This is a genomic window from Natrinema sp. HArc-T2, assembly GCF_041821085.1.
Classification (GTDB): Archaea; Halobacteriota; Halobacteria; order Halobacteriales; family Natrialbaceae; genus Natrinema.
This window is the reverse complement of the sequence record NZ_JBGUAZ010000001.1, coordinates 61,526-79,456: the sequence shown is the minus strand read 5'-3', so window position 1 is coordinate 79,456 and position 17,931 is coordinate 61,526. Positions and strand designations below refer to the sequence as shown.

General features: G+C 64.1%; 20 protein-coding genes and 1 tRNA gene. 8 read left to right on the top strand and 13 right to left on the bottom strand.

What is annotated here, in order from left to right:
• Positions 1–73: 73 nt before the first annotated feature.
• Complete coding sequence (locus ACERI1_RS00440) at positions 74–295, bottom strand: hypothetical protein (RefSeq protein ID WP_373616049.1); 222 nt, start codon at positions 293–295, stop codon at positions 74–76.
• A gap of 223 nt (positions 296–518) precedes the next feature.
• Between ACERI1_RS00440 and ACERI1_RS00435 the strand changes: the two genes are divergently transcribed.
• Positions 519–908: a pyridoxamine 5'-phosphate oxidase family protein gene (locus ACERI1_RS00435; RefSeq protein ID WP_373616828.1), complete on the top strand. Its 390-nt coding sequence runs from the start codon at positions 519–521 to the stop codon at positions 906–908.
• Positions 909–1,152: 244 nt separating this feature from the next.
• On the opposite strand, the gene ACERI1_RS00430 is transcribed toward ACERI1_RS00435, so the two are convergent.
• The 3 genes from ACERI1_RS00430 to ACERI1_RS00420 all read right to left on the bottom strand — a co-directional run bounded on the left by ACERI1_RS00430 (position 1,153) and on the right by ACERI1_RS00420 (position 2,537).
• Positions 1,153–1,225, bottom strand: a tRNA-Pro gene (locus ACERI1_RS00430).
• Between the two features lie 79 nt (positions 1,226–1,304).
• A complete protein-coding gene (gene trmY, locus ACERI1_RS00425; protein WP_373616048.1) occupies positions 1,305–1,907 on the bottom strand; it encodes a tRNA (pseudouridine(54)-N(1))-methyltransferase TrmY in 603 nt (200 codons plus the stop codon).
• Between the two features lie 72 nt (positions 1,908–1,979).
• Positions 1,980–2,537 (bottom strand): metal-dependent hydrolase, encoded by a 558-nt coding sequence (locus ACERI1_RS00420; RefSeq protein WP_373616046.1) that lies wholly within the window; start codon positions 2,535–2,537, stop codon positions 1,980–1,982.
• Positions 2,538–2,645: 108 nt separating this feature from the next.
• On the opposite strand from ACERI1_RS00420, the gene ACERI1_RS00415 reads away from it, so the two are divergent.
• Positions 2,646–2,831, top strand: coding sequence for an HVO_A0556 family zinc finger protein (locus tag ACERI1_RS00415; protein ID WP_373616045.1), 186 nt, complete (start codon positions 2,646–2,648; stop codon positions 2,829–2,831).
• A 69-nt stretch (positions 2,832–2,900) separates the two neighbouring features.
• Here ACERI1_RS00415 and ACERI1_RS00410 read toward each other — a convergent pair whose 3' ends face one another.
• The 4 genes from ACERI1_RS00410 to ACERI1_RS00395 all read right to left on the bottom strand — a co-directional run bounded on the left by ACERI1_RS00410 (position 2,901) and on the right by ACERI1_RS00395 (position 4,965).
• Positions 2,901–3,059, bottom strand: a complete 159-nt coding sequence (locus ACERI1_RS00410) for a hypothetical protein (RefSeq protein ID WP_373616044.1) — start codon at positions 3,057–3,059, stop codon at positions 2,901–2,903.
• A gap of 147 nt (positions 3,060–3,206) precedes the next feature.
• Entirely contained in the window at positions 3,207–3,395 is a 189-nt protein-coding gene (locus ACERI1_RS00405; protein ID WP_373616043.1) for a hypothetical protein, read from the bottom strand.
• Positions 3,396–3,399: 4 nt separating this feature from the next.
• Positions 3,400–3,591 (bottom strand): hypothetical protein, encoded by a 192-nt coding sequence (locus tag ACERI1_RS00400; protein WP_373616042.1) that lies wholly within the window; start codon positions 3,589–3,591, stop codon positions 3,400–3,402.
• 264 nt (positions 3,592–3,855) lie between these two features.
• A complete protein-coding gene (locus ACERI1_RS00395; RefSeq protein WP_373616041.1) occupies positions 3,856–4,965 on the bottom strand; it encodes a S1C family serine protease in 1,110 nt (369 codons plus the stop codon).
• A gap of 170 nt (positions 4,966–5,135) precedes the next feature.
• Between ACERI1_RS00395 and ACERI1_RS00390 the strand changes: the two genes are divergently transcribed.
• Together ACERI1_RS00390 and rnhB are read left to right on the top strand one after the other, a co-directional pair.
• Positions 5,136–6,515, top strand: a complete 1,380-nt coding sequence (locus ACERI1_RS00390; RefSeq protein WP_373616040.1) for a tRNA pseudouridine(54/55) synthase Pus10 — start codon at positions 5,136–5,138, stop codon at positions 6,513–6,515.
• 127 nt (positions 6,516–6,642) lie between these two features.
• Positions 6,643–7,314, top strand: a complete 672-nt coding sequence (gene rnhB, locus ACERI1_RS00385) for a ribonuclease HII (protein ID WP_373616039.1) — start codon at positions 6,643–6,645, stop codon at positions 7,312–7,314.
• 197 nt (positions 7,315–7,511) lie between these two features.
• On the opposite strand, the gene ACERI1_RS00380 is transcribed toward rnhB, so the two are convergent.
• A complete protein-coding gene (locus ACERI1_RS00380) occupies positions 7,512–8,480 on the bottom strand; it encodes a lysostaphin resistance A-like protein (RefSeq protein ID WP_373616038.1) in 969 nt (322 codons plus the stop codon).
• A complete protein-coding gene (lonB, locus tag ACERI1_RS00375; RefSeq protein WP_373616037.1) occupies positions 8,481–10,622 on the bottom strand; it encodes an ATP-dependent protease LonB in 2,142 nt (713 codons plus the stop codon). It abuts the gene before it with no gap.
• Positions 10,623–10,916: 294 nt separating this feature from the next.
• Here lonB and ACERI1_RS00370 point away from each other — a divergent pair, with 294 nt between their 5' ends.
• A complete protein-coding gene (locus ACERI1_RS00370; protein WP_373616036.1) occupies positions 10,917–11,435 on the top strand; it encodes a nicotinamide-nucleotide adenylyltransferase in 519 nt (172 codons plus the stop codon).
• 28 nt (positions 11,436–11,463) lie between these two features.
• A complete protein-coding gene (locus tag ACERI1_RS00365; RefSeq protein WP_373616035.1) occupies positions 11,464–12,306 on the top strand; it encodes an S-adenosyl-l-methionine hydroxide adenosyltransferase family protein in 843 nt (280 codons plus the stop codon).
• A gap of 38 nt (positions 12,307–12,344) precedes the next feature.
• On the opposite strand, the gene ACERI1_RS00360 is transcribed toward ACERI1_RS00365, so the two are convergent.
• Together ACERI1_RS00360 and thsA are read right to left on the bottom strand one after the other, a co-directional pair.
• Positions 12,345–12,716, bottom strand: a complete 372-nt coding sequence (locus ACERI1_RS00360; protein ID WP_373616034.1) for a HalOD1 output domain-containing protein — start codon at positions 12,714–12,716, stop codon at positions 12,345–12,347.
• A gap of 118 nt (positions 12,717–12,834) precedes the next feature.
• Positions 12,835–14,379 carry a thermosome subunit alpha gene (gene thsA / locus ACERI1_RS00355; protein WP_373616827.1) on the bottom strand — a complete coding sequence of 515 codons (1,545 nt, stop codon included), beginning with the start codon at positions 14,377–14,379 and terminating at the stop codon, positions 12,835–12,837.
• Between the two features lie 189 nt (positions 14,380–14,568).
• Between thsA and ACERI1_RS00350 the strand changes: the two genes are divergently transcribed.
• Positions 14,569–15,396 carry an amidohydrolase family protein gene (locus ACERI1_RS00350; RefSeq protein ID WP_373616826.1) on the top strand — a complete coding sequence of 276 codons (828 nt, stop codon included), beginning with the start codon at positions 14,569–14,571 and terminating at the stop codon, positions 15,394–15,396.
• Positions 15,397–15,398: 2 nt separating this feature from the next.
• Here ACERI1_RS00350 and ACERI1_RS00345 read toward each other — a convergent pair whose 3' ends face one another.
• Positions 15,399–16,754: a glycerate kinase gene (locus ACERI1_RS00345; RefSeq protein WP_373616033.1), complete on the bottom strand. Its 1,356-nt coding sequence runs from the start codon at positions 16,752–16,754 to the stop codon at positions 15,399–15,401.
• A gap of 255 nt (positions 16,755–17,009) precedes the next feature.
• Between ACERI1_RS00345 and ACERI1_RS00340 the strand changes: the two genes are divergently transcribed.
• The gene (locus ACERI1_RS00340; RefSeq protein WP_373616032.1) at positions 17,010–17,867 is read left to right on the top strand and encodes a hypothetical protein; all 858 of its coding nucleotides are present in this window, start codon (positions 17,010–17,012) and stop codon (positions 17,865–17,867) included.
• Positions 17,868–17,931: the final 64 nt, after the last annotated feature.

Genomic DNA, 17,931 nt, shown 5'->3' with positions numbered 1-17,931 from the left:
TACCGGCGAGCCGACGATCCACAGTGGACCAGTGTGAACTCGAATATCCACGTCGCTGCTGTCGAACCGACGACTACTCCGTGTCGTTGGTGTCGTTCATGTCGGTCTCGTTGGTTTCGTTGGTGTCGTTGGTGTCGTTGGTGTCGTTCATGTCGGTCTCGTTGGTTTCGTTGTCACCAGTATCGACAGCCCCGTCACCGTCTTCGGTCTCTTCTCCGTCTTCTCCGTTGCCATTGCCACCCGGACCGCCACAGCCAGCAACGAGAGCGGTCGACGCAGCTGCACCTGTAAGCATCAGTACTCGACGACGGGTCGACGACTGCTGATCAGTCATACGGGAATGGGGACACTTTCAGAGCGCATAAGCCGTCAGCCATCACCTGCATGGTTGCTATTTATTTCTCTCGAGCGATTCCCCGCGGTTCGGTCGGCAGAGACTGTCAACTTCCGAAATCAGTCGCCTGCAGTGGATGTAGGTGCCATACACAAGACCGAAGCGAGTGAACGACACGATGTCTATGGCCTCGATCCCCGACGACTTCCACGACCTCTTCGAGAAGCAAACGTTCGCCCACGTCGCGACACTAACCGACGAGGGGTTGCCACACGTCACGCCAGTGTGGATCGATTACGACGCGGACGACGGACTCCTGCTGGTCAATACCGAACGGCACCGACAAAAAGCGAAGAACGCAGCACACAACCCCGCCATCGGCGTCAGCATGGCCGATCCCGACGACCCCTACCGACGCCTCTCGGTGATCGGCGAGGTCGAGGAACTTACGACCGACGGCGCTCGAGAACACATCGACGACCTCGCCCAGCGATACATGGACGTCGACGAGTATCCGAACCCGATCGAATCCGAGCGGGTGCTCTTGCGAATTCGACCGAAGCAGGTCATGTAACCCCCGTCCGATCGGTTCTCTTGCCAACGGCCTACGGTGATAGAGAACCGCTTCGGTTCACTTAAACGGAAATCGCGCTGCTCGCGTCGTGAAATGCGGGAAAAGTGGGCCGGCGCAGATGTCGAACCACGGTCGGAGCGAAGCTCCTCCCTGATTCGAATCTGCGTGCCGTCATCGACTCCCGCACTTCGGATGCCTCGCGTCGCAGCCGCGCCACTCGGCGGTTTGAAGTGCGGGAGTAGTATGGGCCGGCGCAGATTCGAACTGCGGTTACGGCCACCCGAAGGCCGAAGGATACCAAGCTACCCCACCGGCCCGCACTCGAACGGAATGGGTCCGGTCCTTTAACGCTTCCGAATGCGTCCGTCAAATCACCAGCAGGGCCGTTGCTCCCCGCTAAAACTCCTCGTAGCCGTTCGTATCCAGATAGTGATGGGCGACGGTGATCGCCTGATCAGCGTGGAGCAACTGCGGGCCGAGTCGAAGCCGCTGATCAGCGTGTTCCTCGAGCACACCGGATTCCTCCGCGGTGAAATTACGATGATCCGAGAGCACGAACACCGCATCCGAAAGCCGCTCCGCGCCGACGTCGACGACCGCCTCGCCATCCTCGTGGAGTTGGACGATCGGACCGCCGTCGGCGATTTGCTCGAGCGTTCCCGCAAATCCGCGTCGGTAGAGTTCGACGCCCGGACTGGGTTCTGCAGGCAGCGCGCCGATGGCCTCGTCGCGGTGCTCGAGAGCCTTCCGAACCAACGCGGCGGTGCTTCGCTCGTCGGGGTTGAGCCGCTGGAGGTCGCTGCCGTCGAAGGTGATGGTGAGTTCGTCCTGAGCAATCAAGTGGACGCGGACGTCCTCGCGGATGCCGTGGGAGGTGACGAACGCGGCGGTGATCGACCGACAGAGTGCGTCGAGACGACCGGCTCCGCCAGCGAGATCGTCGAGCGAGAAGTCGGGCGTCGTCGGCACGTCGTGACCGATGAGTACGAACTGGCGCATATCAGAGCGTTGCCGGCCGTCGGGATAGCCCCCACGATCCGACGCTCAGGGAGCGGACACGACTGCCGACGATCAGGACTCGACGCCGAATCGGCGCTCGAGCGAGGCAGACACCGGTCCGAGCCCCGGCATCCCGTCGCGATACCAGACGAGGGCGGCGACGGCAAAGAGGCCGAACTGCACCCACTCGTAGGGCCCCATCGCGTAGTAGTGGAGGATCGCATCGAAGATGCCGGCGACGGGATCCTCGGGAGGTTGCTCGAGCACTGGCCAGAGGAGGTAGGCGGCGTATGCAAACTCTCCCGAGAGGACCGCTGGCGGGATGTCGGCCAGCAGGTGTGAGCAGTAACCGACCAGAAAGCCGACGCCGACCGCACGGCCCTCGAGCCGGTCCGCAACGATCAGAGCCACGGGCACGAGACAGGCAACGGTGAAAAGCGAGTGTGCGAGGGTGCGCCCGCCGGGCAGAACGCCGAAATTCCACGCAAGGGGTTTATCGATCAGATCCGGCGTCTGCGAGCCGACAGCGAGTGCAATCGCCGGCCAGGCACGCGGCGGGCGACCGAATCGGCGGTGCGTGACGACGGTACAGAGCAGATAGGCGACGGCGAGGTGTCCCCAGGGCCACATTTCCCGGGCATTCACCGGACGCGGCCATAGCTGCTTCGACTCACGAGCCGATCGAGGCTGCATAGGCATGGCCAACTGTTTCCCCGGTCTCCGGTATGCAATGACTATATGGCGAAATCAGAGTCGTCGCAGTCTGGCGGTACGCAGCAGTTGCTCGCAATTCTCACGGGGCGGTCCTGTCCCGACTGTCCCGACGGCACACTCGAGCGGGATACGTACAAGGACAAACGAGCGGTGGTCTGTAATCGGTGTGGCACGCCGCAGGTGCAGGTCTGGTCGGCCTCGATCGACTAGCCTCGATTCGATCGGTGACCTGACTCCACCGCTGTCGGGTCGCCACACCCGAACAGGAGAGCAGCGACGCTACCACTCGAGTGCGCCGATCCAGGCCTCGCTGCCGTCGACTGCGCACCACTCGCGGTGTGCATCGTAACACCGCGACCCCATCGGCTGGCCGCACCGACACCAGTGCTGTGCGTCGTCGGAAACGACGCTGCGGCAGAGTGGACAGTGGGTCTTCATATTCTCGACTTCCACGAACCAGCACATACTGCTTTTCGGAGCGGCGCTTATCAGTCCCGAAAGCGACGGGTGCCTTCGGAGAACGGGGCACCTCTAGACGAGAGCTACCACGCGAAAGACGGGGCCGAAGCGAGCCCTGTCTCGCGATCACTGCGATCGCGACCCCGCATAGTCGTGGCCGATGACGAGGGCGAGCGCGTGAACCGCAAGCAGGGCGACGAGCAGCGAGAGGCGACCGATCGAGTCGATCCCGGCCAGGATAACGGGGACGTAGACGACCGGCAGCAAGGTCCCAAGCCAGAAGCCGACAGCGGTAACGGAGTGACTTAGGTACATTGGACTAGTGCATTGACTCGAGGTCGACGAACGCGCCTTCGTGCGCCGAGATCCAGGCGGACAGGAGCTCCGTCTCGCTGGCTTCGAGCGGGAAGATCGCACACTCGTCGGGCGCGTCGTCGTTTTCGACCACGACGTGGTCGAGTTCGAACGTCGGTTCCGTGCTATCGGAGTGGGAGGTGTCGGCGTCGGTCATGCGACATCAGGTGGGTACTCGCACCAGCTATGATCGCTACGCCCATGTACATTGTTATCACGTCTTTACCGAGGACGTCCCGATAGTAGCGTTCGGTTCCACCGCGATCTATCACTCGAGAAAGAACGTAACGAGTCCTAATGTGTATGATCGTGCTAGAACGCGAAACGAGTTCACAGCAGCGACAGTAACGGCTGGTTTCGGCAGGGCACAACCAGAGTCGCCCAATCGGCCGCACGAGACGCACGCAGCGTCGCCAGCCGCCTATATCGGTGGCCAAGCATCGAGCGTTAGGTCCCGCGTACGCAGCCGTCCGTTCCGCAGGAACTGAACCTCGATCGTGTCTCCGGGGCTGGTCTCGAGTGCGAGATACGTCGAAAGGGCGTGTCGGTCAGGGATCGGCGTGCCGTCGAGTTCGCGGATGACATCACCGCCAACCGGGATCCGTTCGCCGCGTCGCTGGACGGTCCGCGTGGCTGGCTCGAGGACGCCATCGGCAGCCGAGCCGTCGATGACGGCAGTGACGATGACGCCGGCTGCCGCCGAAAGGTCGTTTGCGTCGGCGACGAGCCGATCGACGGTTCGGAGGCCGATTCCCAGATACGAGTGGTCGTACTCGCCGGTTTCGATGAGTGCCGGGACGACACGTTCGGTCAGCGCCGCGGAGATTGCGAAGCCGATGTTGTCGCCGCCGCCGGAGTTGATGACTCCGACGACCGTGCCGTCGAGGTCGACGAGCGGGCCGCCGCTGTTGCCGGGGTTGACGGCGGCGTCTGTCTGGATGACGTTCGGGAACGAGAACTGACGCTCGGGAACCGTAAGCGTCCGGTTGACACCGCTTATGATCCCCGCTGACATCGATCCGGCGAGCCCGTAGGGGTTCCCGATGGCAGCGACCTGCTGGCCGACCACCGGGCGCTCGTCGGCCATCGAAAGTGGCGTCACCGTCTCTGGAACGTGGTCGACCTCGAGGACGGCCAGATCGCTATGTGCGTCGCGACCGGCGAGCGTGGTGCTCGTCCAGTCACCGTTCGTGTACTGGAGATCCGCCGCCTCGCCGTTGGCGATGACGTGGTCGTTGGTGACGACGTGGCTGTCGTCGTAGAGAAAGCCCGATCCCTGCCCGCGACCCTCGGCACCAGTGTTCGGGTCCGTGACGCCGAAAACACGCACCTGCGTGACCGAGTCGATGACCGCGTCGTAGATGTCCGTAAACGCCGAGCCGTCAGCGAGGTCGTCCCGGTCGATGGTGGCCGAGGAGTCACCCTTGATCGACTGCTCGGCGCGGGGTTCGGCACAGCCGGCGATCGCGCCAACGAGTCCGGCACTCGCAGCCGCGAGAAAGGACCGACGATCCGGTCGAAAATCGCTCATGACCGAAAGCTAGAACCCGACCCATTTGAACCTCCGGGCTGTGGCTTGCAGGAGCAAGCACGCGCTCGACCCCCCGAACGAAGCCAGACGGTCGATACCCGCTGCAAGCGAGTCTCACACCGTCGCTTCGAAGGGAAAACGTGTTACCCGCGCCGCCCCACTCCCGAGACATGATCACGGACAACGCCCGCGCGTTGCTTTCGACGGGCACCATCTGCGATTCCTGTCTCGGTCGGCCCTTCGCCGACCGGAGTTTCGGACTGACCAACGCCGAGCGCGGCCGGGCACTGCGCACGACGGTCGCACTGGCCGACGACGAGGACTTCGAGCCGACCGAGCCCGTGGACTGCTGGGTCTGCGAGGGGTACTGTGGCACCTTCGACGCCATCGCCGAGACGATCGTCGACGAACTCGCAGACGTCGACTTCGCGACCTACCAGGTCGGCACGCGCGTCCCGCCACTGGTCGAGGAGAACGAACGCCTGCTCCGGGAGGACGCCGGCCTCGAGCCCGATGTCGGCGAATCCATGAAGCGCGAAGTGAACCGCGAAGTCGGCCGGCGCGTCGGCGCGCTGACCGACACCGACGTCGATTTCGACCGGCCCGACGTGCTTGCGGTCGTCGACCTCGAGGGGTTCGACCCGCTCGAGGCCCTCGACTCTGGAACCGTTACGAGCCACGCGGTCGACGTTCAGATCAATCCCGCGTTCGTCTACGGTCGCTACCGGAAACTCGAGCGCGACATTCCTCAGACCGAGTGGCCCTGTCGGGAGTGTGGCGGCAGCGGCGTCCAGTTGGGCGACGACGGCGAGGAACCCTGTGACTATTGCGGCGGCTCGGGCTACATGTACGACACGAGCGTCGAACAGGTCGTCCGCCCCCACGTCGTCGACGCGATGGACGGCGAGGAGGGGACCTTCCACGGCGCGGGCCGCGAAGACGTCGACGCCCGCATGCTCGAGGAGGGCCGGCCCTTCGTCCTCGAGGTGAAACGACCCCGCGTTCGCGACCCCGATGTCGAGACACTCGAACGCGAGATCAACGACGCCGCCGAGGGTGCAGTCGAAGTCGAGGGTCTGCGGCTCGCGACCTACGAGATGGTCGAACGCGTCAAGGAACACGACGCGAGCAAACACTACCGGGCCGACGTCGCGTTCGGGGAGTCAGTCGAGGAAGACGAGTTCGACGCCGCACTCGCAGAACTCGAGGGGACGACCGTCGACCAGTACACCCCCGAACGGGTCGATCATCGGCGAGCGGGCCTGACCCGCGAGCGGACGGTCTACGAGATCGACGGCGACCTGCAGTCGCCGACCGAAGCCGAAGTGCGTCTCCACGGCGAGGGTGGCCTCTACGTCAAAGAGCTGATCAGCAGCGACAACGGTCGAACCGAGCCAAGCCTGGCGGGCTTACTCGAGACCGACGCCGAAGTAACGGCACTCGACGTGACCGGCGTCGAAGGAGAACACGAGCCGTTCGAACTCGAGGACTACTTCCTCGACGAGCCGCGAGCGGCGCCCGACGACGAACTCGCAGAGACAGCCAACTGACGACGAGTTATACGGTCTGCTGTCACGGGTTTCCGGTGCGCCCGCAGTGCAGTCGCGGGTGCTCCGGAACGCAGTGACAGGTGTCCGTATCACAACGACTTTCCTCACCGCAGTCGACCCTCGTGGTATGCCATTCGGCGTCGACGAAGCCGGCAAAGGCCCCGCGCTGGGATCGATGTTCGCCGCAGCCGTCTCTCTCGAGGACGTCGGCGACCTCCCCGATGGGATCAGAGATTCGAAACGACTCTCCACTGAGCGCCGCGAGGAACTGGCAACGATCCTGCGGGACGACAATCGGATCGCAGTCGGCGTCGCCGAGATCACGCCGGCACGGATCGACGACCCCGAAACGGACATGAACTCGCTGGCAGTCGCGGCCCACGCAGCGGCGATCGAGGACGCCGTTGCGGATCTCGATCGCGACGGCTCCTCGAGCGACCCTATTTCGGGACTCTGTGACGCCTGCGACACCGACGCCGACAGGTTCGCCCGCCGAGTCGCTGATGCCTGCTCGCTCGAGGGAATCGCGGTCGATGCCCGCCACGGCGCCGACGACGACTCGCGGCTGGTCGGCGCAGCCAGCATCATCGCCAAAGTCGAACGTGACACCCACATCGCCGCACTGGCCGACGAGTACGGAGCGATCGGCAGCGGCTACCCCAGCGATTCGACCACTCGCGAGTTCCTCGCGTCCTACACCGACGCACACGGTGAACTCCCGCCGTTCGCGCGCGAGTCGTGGTCGACCTGCGAGAAGGCACTCGCCGCAGCAGAGCAAACCGGACTCGAACAGTTTTAACTGCGAGCGCGACACCGGTCGTCGAGCGCTCGACACTGCCGGCGTAGCGGGGAATCGCGACCGGCTTCGTCTTCGTCGTGGTGATCGTTTCGCATACGGTCTGCTGTCCCGCTGAGACCACACGACGGTCGTAGACCTGCCAGCACCCGCCGACAGACGTTCGTCTCAGACTGCCGGATACCAGTCAGGTGGCCCCCTTAGCCTTCGACCGTTTCCGCCCACTCGAGACCGAGTCCCTCGTGGACGACGAACTCGAGGGCGTTGATGAGGTAGTGAGCGACGATGACGACCAGCAGGCTCTCAGTGAGGATGAAAAGTGCAGCGAGGACGAACCCGAGGAGGCCAGTGACGACGACGCCGACCGACCCCTGCATGCCGTGGCCGAGGGCGAAGGCGATCGACGAGACGACCGCGAGCAGCCACGGCGAGAGGCCGAAACCAGCAGCTGGGACGCCGATCAGTGCCGCGCGGAAGAGAAACTCCTCGAAGACGGCGATGATCGGCAACACACCCAGCAACAACGCGAGCCAGCCACCGATCGAGTCGGGAGCGAGCAGTTCCCGGAGCGTCTCGTCGTGGTCGAAGCCGAGTCGGGTCGCGGTCGCCGCGGCGAGTTCGTTCGCGACGTAGAAGCCAATCCCGGCGGCTATCCCCAGTACCAGTCCCGTCTCGAGATACGCCACGGAAAACTCGATACCAAGCGCCGCAGCCGGGATGGCGGTGTAGACTGCCGCGCCGAGCAACAGCAACGCGAACAGCCCCTGTGAGAAGGCCACGTTCGCAAGGAGGGCACCGGTCGACAGCGACGCCGGATCGACGGCTCGATCGGCGTGGCCGGGCCGGGAATCAGCAGACACGGCTGCGTTCCGTGGCTGGCGCTCATCACGAGACTGCCACACGGAGCCAGTGGTGGATTGATCGTCAGCAGCGGACCGATCGTCGTCGATTGGCTCCGGCACACTCTTAGTCGCGTGAGGCGGTGACGAACCGTCAGGGGCTCGAGCGTTCCGGTCAGCGTCGTGGGCCGTCGCATCGAATCGCTCGGCGACGCCGTCGCTGGCGTCGTCAGTATCGTCGTCAAACGCAGATTGAGTCAGATGAGAGAGAACGAGCAGCAAGACGAGGACGACGCCCGTCAGCCCGACGAACGTCGTCCACTGGGTCATTTACTGCGGACTCGGGTTCGAGCCGCTGGCGGAGCCGACCGCACCCTGGTCGAACGCCGCGTCGGTGATCGACTTGAGGCGGTCGACCAGCGAGTCCTTCTTGGGTTCGCCCATCAGGGCGACATCGAGGACTTCGCTGATGTTCGAACAGGGGATGATGTCGACCATCTCTTCGTATTCGTCTTCGATCATCACGTCCTGCTCGTTGGCCTTCGGGATGATGACCGTGTCACAGCCGGCTTTCGCGGCGGCCTCGATCTTGTGGGTCACCCCACCGACCGGGAGCACGTCGCCGCGCACCGACAGCGAACCGGTCATCGCGATCGACTGATCGACCGGGATGTTCTCCAAGGCGCTGATGACGGCGGTCGCCACCGTGATGGAGGCGGAGTCGCCGTCGACGCCCTGCTGGCCGGCCTGGACGAACTGGATGTGGATGTCCTTCTCCGAGAGGTCGACGTCGGAGAACTTCTTGATGATCGCCGAGACGTTCTGGACCGACTCCTCGGCCATCTCCTGGAGTTTGCCGGTGGCGATCACCTGCCCGCCACCCTGGGCGGGGGCGATCTCGGCCATGACCGGGAGCATGATACCGGAGTCCTCGCCCATGACGGCGAGCCCGTTGACGCGGCCCTCAACGCCGTCTTCGGTGACCTGCAGTTCGTAGTCCTTGCGGCGCTCGATGTAGTCGTCGGCGAGCTGTTGCTCGATCGACCGGGAGCGCTGTTTGGCCTGCAGGACGTCCTCGCGGGTCGTGTGCTCGCGGTCCTCGGCGCGGGCGATGTCGCCGGCGACGCGGACCAGTCCACCGAGGCTGCGGAAGTGTAGCGTCAGGTGGTTCTTCCGGCCCGAGCGACGCTTGGCCTCGAGGATGAGTTCCTCGACGGCGTCGTCGGTGAAGTGAGGCAGACGACCGTCGCGTTCGACCTCCTGCGCGATGAAGCGGGCGTACTTGCGCCGCATCTCGGGGGTGTCTTCGATGGTGTCGTCCATGTAGACCTCGTAGCCGTACCCTTTGATCCGGTTGCGGAGCGCGGGGTGCATGTTCTCCATCGCGTCGAGGTTCCCTGCAGCGACCATGATGAAGTCACAGGGGACGGGTTCGGTCTGGACCATCGCACCCGAGGAGCGCTCGGACTGGCCCGTGATGGCGAACTCGCCTTCCTGGATGGCCGTCATCAGCTTCTGCTGGGTACGGATGTCGAGCGTGTTGATCTCGTCGACGAACAGCACGCCCTTGTTCGATTTGTGGATCGCGCCGGGTTCGACGCGGTCGTGGCTCGGGGTCTCCATGCCGCCGGACTGGAAGGGGTCGTGGCGGACGTCGCCCAGCAGCGCACCGGCGTGGGCACCGGTCGCGTCCTCGAAGGGAGCGACGCGCTGATCGCCGTTGTTGACGATCATGTTGGGGACCATCGCGTCGGTTCCCCGTGAGGTGTACCGGAAGATCAGCCAGATGATCCCTGCTGCGAGGATGCCAAGCAGCGGGCTGGCCGAACTGAGGATCGCATACCCGATGACCACCGCGATGATGATCCACATGAGGATCGAGCGCATCTGGTTGCGCTTGCGGGCTTCCTCCTTGTGGGCGTCGATGATCTGTTCGCCCTTCCCGGCGGGGACGGTCCGGACCTTCGGCTCGTTCCCGTCGTCGGGGTTGTGATAGACTAAGACATCCTGGAGGTCCTCTTTCGGCAGCAGTTGGCTCATCGCCTTCGCCAGCATCGACTTGCCGGTCCCCGGCGAGCCGATCATCATGACGTGTCGGCGCTGTTTCGCCGCCTTGATGATGATGTCTCGTGCCTCGTCCTGACCAATGACCTGATCGACGAGTCGATCGGGGACTTCGATGTCCTCCGTCGAGTCGATCTTGAGACCGCCCAAGAGGTCGTCCTCGGCGATCTCCTCGTCGACCTCGACGCCGGGATCGACCTCGACCGTGCTGCCGAGGTCTTCGACGGTCTCGATCTCGTCGTCCTCGTCGGACGCCGGCTCGAACCCGTCGGTTGGATCGTCGACGTCGGTACGACGATCGCCGTCGCCCTCGCGCGGCGACCGTTCTCCCTGACGCTCGTGGTGGTCCTGGTCGGGACCAGCCGGCGCGTCTTCGGGAGGGTCGTCAACGTTCGTATCGTTACTCATAGAACTCTGTTCAGTACCTGTGTCGAAGGGATTGGCACTGATATACTTTCTCCATACGGAGGATGGTGTCAGTTGTTGATACCGGAGGACACAGCGGTCGACGGGGCAAATCAAGCGAATCCGACGACGCCTTCCGTACAGATATAAACGGGTGTGAATATACTGTTGATAGACTGGTACACAGCCTGTCCAGTCGTGATAGAAAGCGTCTCTCATGGACGTTCGTCGATTCGGAACGCGGCGATCCACGGACAACTCGCCACGCTTAAGCGTGCTGCTCGAGCAGTATCCGGCATGACTCGGGGGTTCTACATCGGTCGCTTCCAGCCCTTCCACAACGGCCACTTGAGCATGGTCGAACAGATCGCCGACGATGTCGACGAGCTTGTCCTCGGGATCGGAAGCGCCGACGATTCCCACACCGTCCGGAATCCGTTTACGGCAGGCGAGCGGATCATGATGATCACGAAGTCGCTCGTCGAGTTCGATCTGGTCACATACGCCGTCCCCATCGAGGACTTAGAGCGCAACTCGGTGTGGGTCAGCCACGTCCAGAGCATGAGCCCGGATTTTGACGTTGCCTACTCGAACAATCCACTCGTTATCCAGCTCTTTCGGGAAGCCGGGATCGAGATCCGCCAATCGCCGATGTTCAACCGCGAAGTTCTCGAGGGATCGGAGGTTCGCGAGCGGATGATCACCGATGGCGACTGGGAGTCGCTCGTGCCCGAGGCCGTCGTCGATGTCGTCGAGGAGATGAACGGTATCGAGCGCATTCAGATGGTCAGCGAATCGGACTCGAACACCGACTGATTTAGCCCGAGCGACCGTAGCGGCGACTATGATTACGCTCGCTTCGGACTTCGGAACGCCGTATCCGGCAGCGATGAAAGGCGTCTTACTGCAGCGAACGGACGCCAGGCTGGTCGACGTGGCCCACGACTTCCCCCGACAGAACGTCCGGACGACCGCCTTCTGGCTCGGTGAAGTACTCCCCTATTTTCCGCCTGCAACGCATCTCGTCGTCGTCGACCCTGGCGTCGGCACCGACCGCAACGCGATAGTCGTCCGCGCCGGCGACCATACGCTCGTCGGCCCGGACAACGGCGTCTTGCTACCTGCAGCGCGGCGGCTCGCGGGCGACGCAGGTCGACTCGAGCACTATCTCATCGACGAGGACGGTCTCGGCCCCATCGAGCCGACGACCAACCAGTCCGAGCCAGACAGCCGCGGACAGCACCTGCCACAGGGCCGAAGCAAGACGTTCCACGGACGGGACGTCTTCGCGCCGGCTGCCGCCGCGGTCCACGACATCGGCATCGAGACTCTCGAGTCCCTCGAGTGGCTCGAGTCGACGACAGTCGATGTCGACCTCAAGCTGCCGACGGCAACACTCGAAGACGAGCGAGCGGTCGGCGAGGTGCTGGCCGTCGACGGCTTCGGAAACGTCATCACGAACGTCCCGGGATCGGCACTCGAAGACCGAGCGCGGGTCCGAGCGAACGGCGAGCCCGTTCCGGTCGGCGAGACGTTCGCCGCCGTCTCCGTCGGCGAGCGACTGGTGACCGTCGGCAGCCACGGCTACGCGGAACTCGACGTCAATCAGGGCCGTGGTGACGAGGCCTTCGGCCTCCAGCCCGGCGACCGGGTCGTCCTCGAACCCGTGCCGAGTGGCGACGGCTGACGCGATCGGACCGCTTACTGGTCGCGGTCACCACGCCATCAGTTGCCTGTCGGGGCAGCGTACTGTTGTGCTGGATCGATCACCAACTCCCCGTTGGCATGGACCGTGACGGTACACTGTGGGAAGGGGAAGGAGACCGAACCGCCACCAGCCTGTGGCTTGTCGTGCCGCCAGTGGCTGACCAGCGCGTTGAGTGCGTCGGGTTCGATGTAGTCCGAGAGCGTCTCGAGATCGGTGGGATCGACCTCGAGCACCGACGAGACCGTCAACAGCAGCGCCGTGCTCACCGGCTCGTACGCGCCGTCGTCGTACCACGTGTGGTAGGTCCCACAGCCCTCGTCGTAGTAGATCGTTCGACCGCTCGTCTCGCCGACCGATGTCAGATTGTCTCGTGGAGCGGTTTCAGGCATAATGCGCCCAACTACAAAGTGTTAACACTTAACACTGTTGGCCGATCAAGACGATCTCTCGCTAACTGGCAGCTCGGTCGACCACAAACAGCGGAATAAAACGGGTGACGTGACGGTGTTACTCGGCGGCGATGACGTCGTCGATGCGGACGATCATCGTCGCGGCTTCGGTGGCGCTCTCGACGGCTTCGCGCTTGACGTCGGCGGGGTCGACGACGCCGTACTCGAAGGGATCGGCGATCGTGACCTCGTCACCGTCGGTGATCAGGCCGGCGCGGCCCTCGGACTCGTGGGCGGCACGGAGGTCCACGAGCGCGTCGATGGGATCGCGACCGGTGTTGGCAGCGAGCGTCCGAGGGACGACGTCGAGCGCGTCGGCGAAGGCCGTCACGGCGAGCTGTTTGCGGCCCTCGATACCGGCGGCTTCCTGGCGGATCTTATCTGCGATCGCGATCTCGGTCGCGCCAGCACCGGGGACGACCTCGCCGGACTCGAGTGCGGTCGCGACGACGTCGAGGGCGTCACCGATAGCGCGCTCGAGTTCGTCGACGACGTGTTCGGTGCCGCCACGGACGAAGACGGTGACCGTCTCGGCGGCCGCACCGCCCTCGACGAACGCGAGGTCGTCGTCGCCGAAGTTCTCGGTGTGGATCCGGTCGGCCGAGCCGAAGTCGTCCTCCTCGAGGTCGTCGAGCGCGCCGACGCGGCGCGCGCCGGTCGCGGAGGCGACCTGCCGGGCGTCGCTGTCGCCCAGTCCCTCGAAGACGAGGACGTCCTCGTTGGCCAGCGCGGTGGCGACGCGGTCGTTGACGTCCTCAGTGGTGAAGACGACATCGGCCCCGCTGTCGGCGATGGTCTCGGCGTAGCCCTCGAGTTCGCCTTCCTCGGCGTCGATGGCGGCGTTGAGCTGGTCGATCGAGTCGATGGCGTACTCCGCGTCGACGTCGCCGGTCCGGACGTCGAGTTCGACATCCAGAAGGGCGATCGACGCGTTCTCGACCGTGCTCGGCATGCCGTCGTGGGCGGGTTCCTCGTCGACGATGATTCCGGGAACGAGTTCGGTCGCGTTCGAGGAGGCACCGATCTGGGTGTGAACGGTGACGTTGTCGCGTGCGACGCCCTCGTCAGTGTCGACGTGGCGGATCGCGTCGACGACCGTCTCGGCCAGCGAGGCGGCGGTGAGCCCACCGGTTCCCTTGCCGGTCATGCTCGACTCGGCGACCTGCTGGAGTACCTCGTCGTCGACGTCGGCCTCGCCGACCTCCTCGGCGATGGCCTCGAGGGCGATCTCGGCGGCCTCGTGATAGCCCTCGACGATAGTCGTCGCGTGGACGTCTTGCTCGATTAAGTCCTCGGCCTCGCCGAGCAGGTTGCCGGCGATGACGGCCGCGGTCGTCGTCCCGTCACCGACTTCCTCTTCCTGAGAGTCGGCGACTTCGACGATCATCTGGGCCGCGGGGTGTTCGATATCCATCTCGTTCAAAATGGTCGCGCCGTCGTTCGTGATGACGACGTCCCCGCCGGAGTCGACGAGCATCTTGTCCATGCCGCGGGGGCCGAGTGTGGTACGTACCGACTCGGCGACGGCCTTGCCGGCCATGATGTTCGACGATTGGGCGTCGCGGCCCTGCGTTCGCTGACTGTCCTCGCTCATAATGAACATAGGCTGTCCGCCCATGCGTCGCTGTTGTGCCATCGTTGATCCTCACTAACCATGTCGTCAGCACTTCTATATAATTCTTTCCCTCGAATCACCGTTCCGTCTTGCGATTGCGCGTGTGACCTAGCCACAGGACGGGCCGCCATCGGGCCGGTAGCACAATATAGGTCGACTCGGAACACCCCGATGGGAATGCTGGAGTTGGAACACGAGTTTCGTGTGGTGGACCTCTCGACGCGATTGCCGTCAACTGGTGGCGGGGGAGCCTCACAGAGACACACGATTACGGCGGATCGACTCGAGCGAGAGCTGCACCAGGCCGGAATCACGAAAGCAGTCGTCTTCCCGCCGTCGGCACCGGAGACGAGCTATCTCGCACCGAACAACGGCGTCGCAAGACGCAGCGTCGACCGACCGTTCGTCCCGTTCGCCCGGATCAACGGCACCCAGACGCCGGGACAGAAGACGACCGGGCGGCTCCGCAACGCCGTCAGCCGCCGCAGTGACCACCATATCTCCCCGAGTGACATCGAGAAATACGCGTACGACGACCGCTTTCATGGCTTCGTCCTCGATCCGACCACCGACGACTACCCCGACGACGATGTCCTCACGGCCATGGAGGACGTCGACCTCCCCGTAATCGTCCGTGGCGGTGTCGATGCACCGCCCGAAACGCTCGCCGAAATCCTCCTCGAGCGCTCGTTTCCCGTCATCGTTGGCCACTTCGGCGGCCACCCGCTGGAGCGCTCGCTCATGGACGAGATGATCGACCTCTTGGCGGCGTACGACGACTGCTATCTCGAGACGAGTTTCGTCCGCTACCGCGACCAACTCGAGCGCGCACTGCTCGAGCATCCGGACCGCGTCTTCTTCGGCAGTGGTGCGCCCGCCTGCCACCCCAACGTCGCAGTCATGGAGATTCTCACCCTCGACGTCTCCGAAGACCTGCTGCGCCGAGCGTTCTCGAAAAACGCCTGTCGCGTGATCGACGCGCTTGCGCGGAACGCAGAGCGTTAGAGCTATTCGACGACCAGTACCCGCAGATCGTTCAGATTCGTTCCCGTGGGTCCCGTTCGAACCAGCGCGTGTCGCGTCTCGAGAGACGGGAAGACATCGTTTTCGGCGAGTGCGTCGCGTGCGCTGTCGGGCTCTTTGACGGTCGTCCCGTCGACGATCGCACCGGCTGCGTCGGTCACGCCGTCGATTCCGTCAGTGTCGACCGCGGCGACCGTGATGTCGCTGCCCACTCCGTCGCTGTTCTCAGTCTCCCTCTCGTTTGCAAGCGCGAGCGCTGCGCTCATCGCGAACTCCTGATTCGGACCACCCGCCCCGTCGCCGCGGATCGTCACCGTCGTCTCGCCGCCCGAAAGGAGCACAGCCGGCGGTGAAACGGGGGACCCTGTGGCGCGAACCTCTTCGGCGATCCCCATCTGAACCGTCGCCACCTCGCGAGCCTCCCCGCGAATCCGCGAAGAGAGGACGAGCGGTTCGTAGCCACGAGCTGCCGCCACGTCACGGGCCGCCTCGAGTGCCGTCATCCCGTCAGCGACGATCTGCGTCGAGACGCGCTCGAACGCGGGGTCATCGATAGCCGGCGTCTCGGCGATCTCGCCGGCTGCACCGCGCTCGAGCCGGTCGATAACGGTCGCGGGTGCATCGAGGTCGTAGCGCTCGAGGACCGCGAGTGCGTCTGCATACGTCGTCTCGTCGGGAGCGAGTGGGCCACTCGCGATGACGCTTGGATCGTTCCCCACGACATCGCTCAAGAGGACCGCGACGACCGTCGCGGGGGCGACACGGCGGGCCAGCCGGCCGCCTTTCAGCGCCGAGAGATGCTTGCGGACGGCGTTGATCTCGTCGATGTCGGCCCCGCTTGCGAGCAGCGCATCGGTGGTCGCTTGTAGATCCGCAAGCGAGACGTTCTCGGCAGGAGCGGGCATGAGCGCGCTGCCGCCACCGGTGATCGCTGCCAGCACGAGCGTGTCCTCGTCAGCGGCGTCTGCTGTCTCGAGCAGGGCGCGCGCCCCTGCGACCCCGCGCTCGCTCGGCACGGGATGGTCACCCTCACGAACCTCGACGTGTGCCGTCTCGACGGGATCGTCCGTGACGACCACCCCGCCGTCGATCCGATCGCTCAATATCCCCTCGAGTGCGACGGCGACGTGGGCCGCAGCGTTGCCGCCGCCGAGGACGACGAGGTCGTCGTACGCCTCGAGGTCGTACGTCGCGTCGGCGATCCGGAGGGTCTCGTCCTCGAGCGCGACGGCATCGCGGACGACCGTCCGCGGGTGGCCCGCCTCGATGCCGGCCTCGATGCAGGCGAGTGCAACGTCGCGGGCGGCGGTCGATACGAGACGCTCCCGATCATCGATCACGCCCGATCACCCGTGGCCGTCGCCGACGACTTCGGCTCAGTGTGCGTGCGTTGCATAGGCCACCCGTCGATCGGCAGCCGCTAAAGCCATCCGGTGTCGTAAACCGGCGCTTCGACCGCACTGTGAGCGTTGTGGGCAGGTGTTGCGAACCGACGATTCGAGTGACGGTCCCACCCGCTTTGCCCGCCGATTTTCGTGTCGATGTTCGTATTATTCACAATCATTTTATAGGATGGCTAACAACAGAGGGGGCGAATGCACTCGAGACGCGATGTACTTCGAACTGGGGCGGGAGTTGCGGGGACCGGGATGCTTGCGGCACTTGCCGGCTGTAGTGATGTTCCTGTCGTCGGGAGCTTCTTCGGTTTCGACTATACTGAATGGGTCTACGACCCCGACACGCTGGATTCTGACTCGGTGACAGTCTTCCTCATGAACGTAGAGACGATCCTCGGCGCAGACAAGGTCCCGAACAAGGGAGACCTACGCGACCAGATCACCAGTAACTACAGCGACGAACTCGTGGCTGACGACGTCAAGTACTCACTCAACGTCGGAAGCACCGAGGTACTCACCGGCTCGTTCGATGGGAAAGGGATCGTCGACGGAATGGGCTTCGACGGGGACGGAAGTCACGGCGACTTCGATCTCTACACGGACGACAACGAGGAAGGTGCGGTGATCGCAACCGACGGGGAGTTCCTCATCAGAACGAGCACGCTCGAGTACGACACCGCCCGCGAGGAGATTGAGCTCCTGATCGACACCTACAACGGAGATGCGGATCGGTTCGCCGACGTAAACGACGACTTCGGTCAGGTACAGGGCGAAGTAGACACGGATACCTACGTCTTCATCACGGGGCAAACCGACTCAGCGGCCGAAGACGCCGACAACCAGACAGTCGTTACCACCGCGATCACCGCGGATATTGACGGCAACGAGACGACCGGAACGTATCACTTGCTGTACGCGAGCGAGGACGGAGTCGATCTCGATCAGGCAGAATCCGATATCGAGAGCGAACTCTCGGAGGATGCAGAACTGACTGACATCTCGCAGGACGGTCGTCTGGTAACCGCCAAATTCACCACCCCGACCGAAGACTTCTAGCTCGCGTCTCCGTTCGGTTCGCACTCCCGAACGGTCGCCGCAACTGTCGAACGACATCGACCGA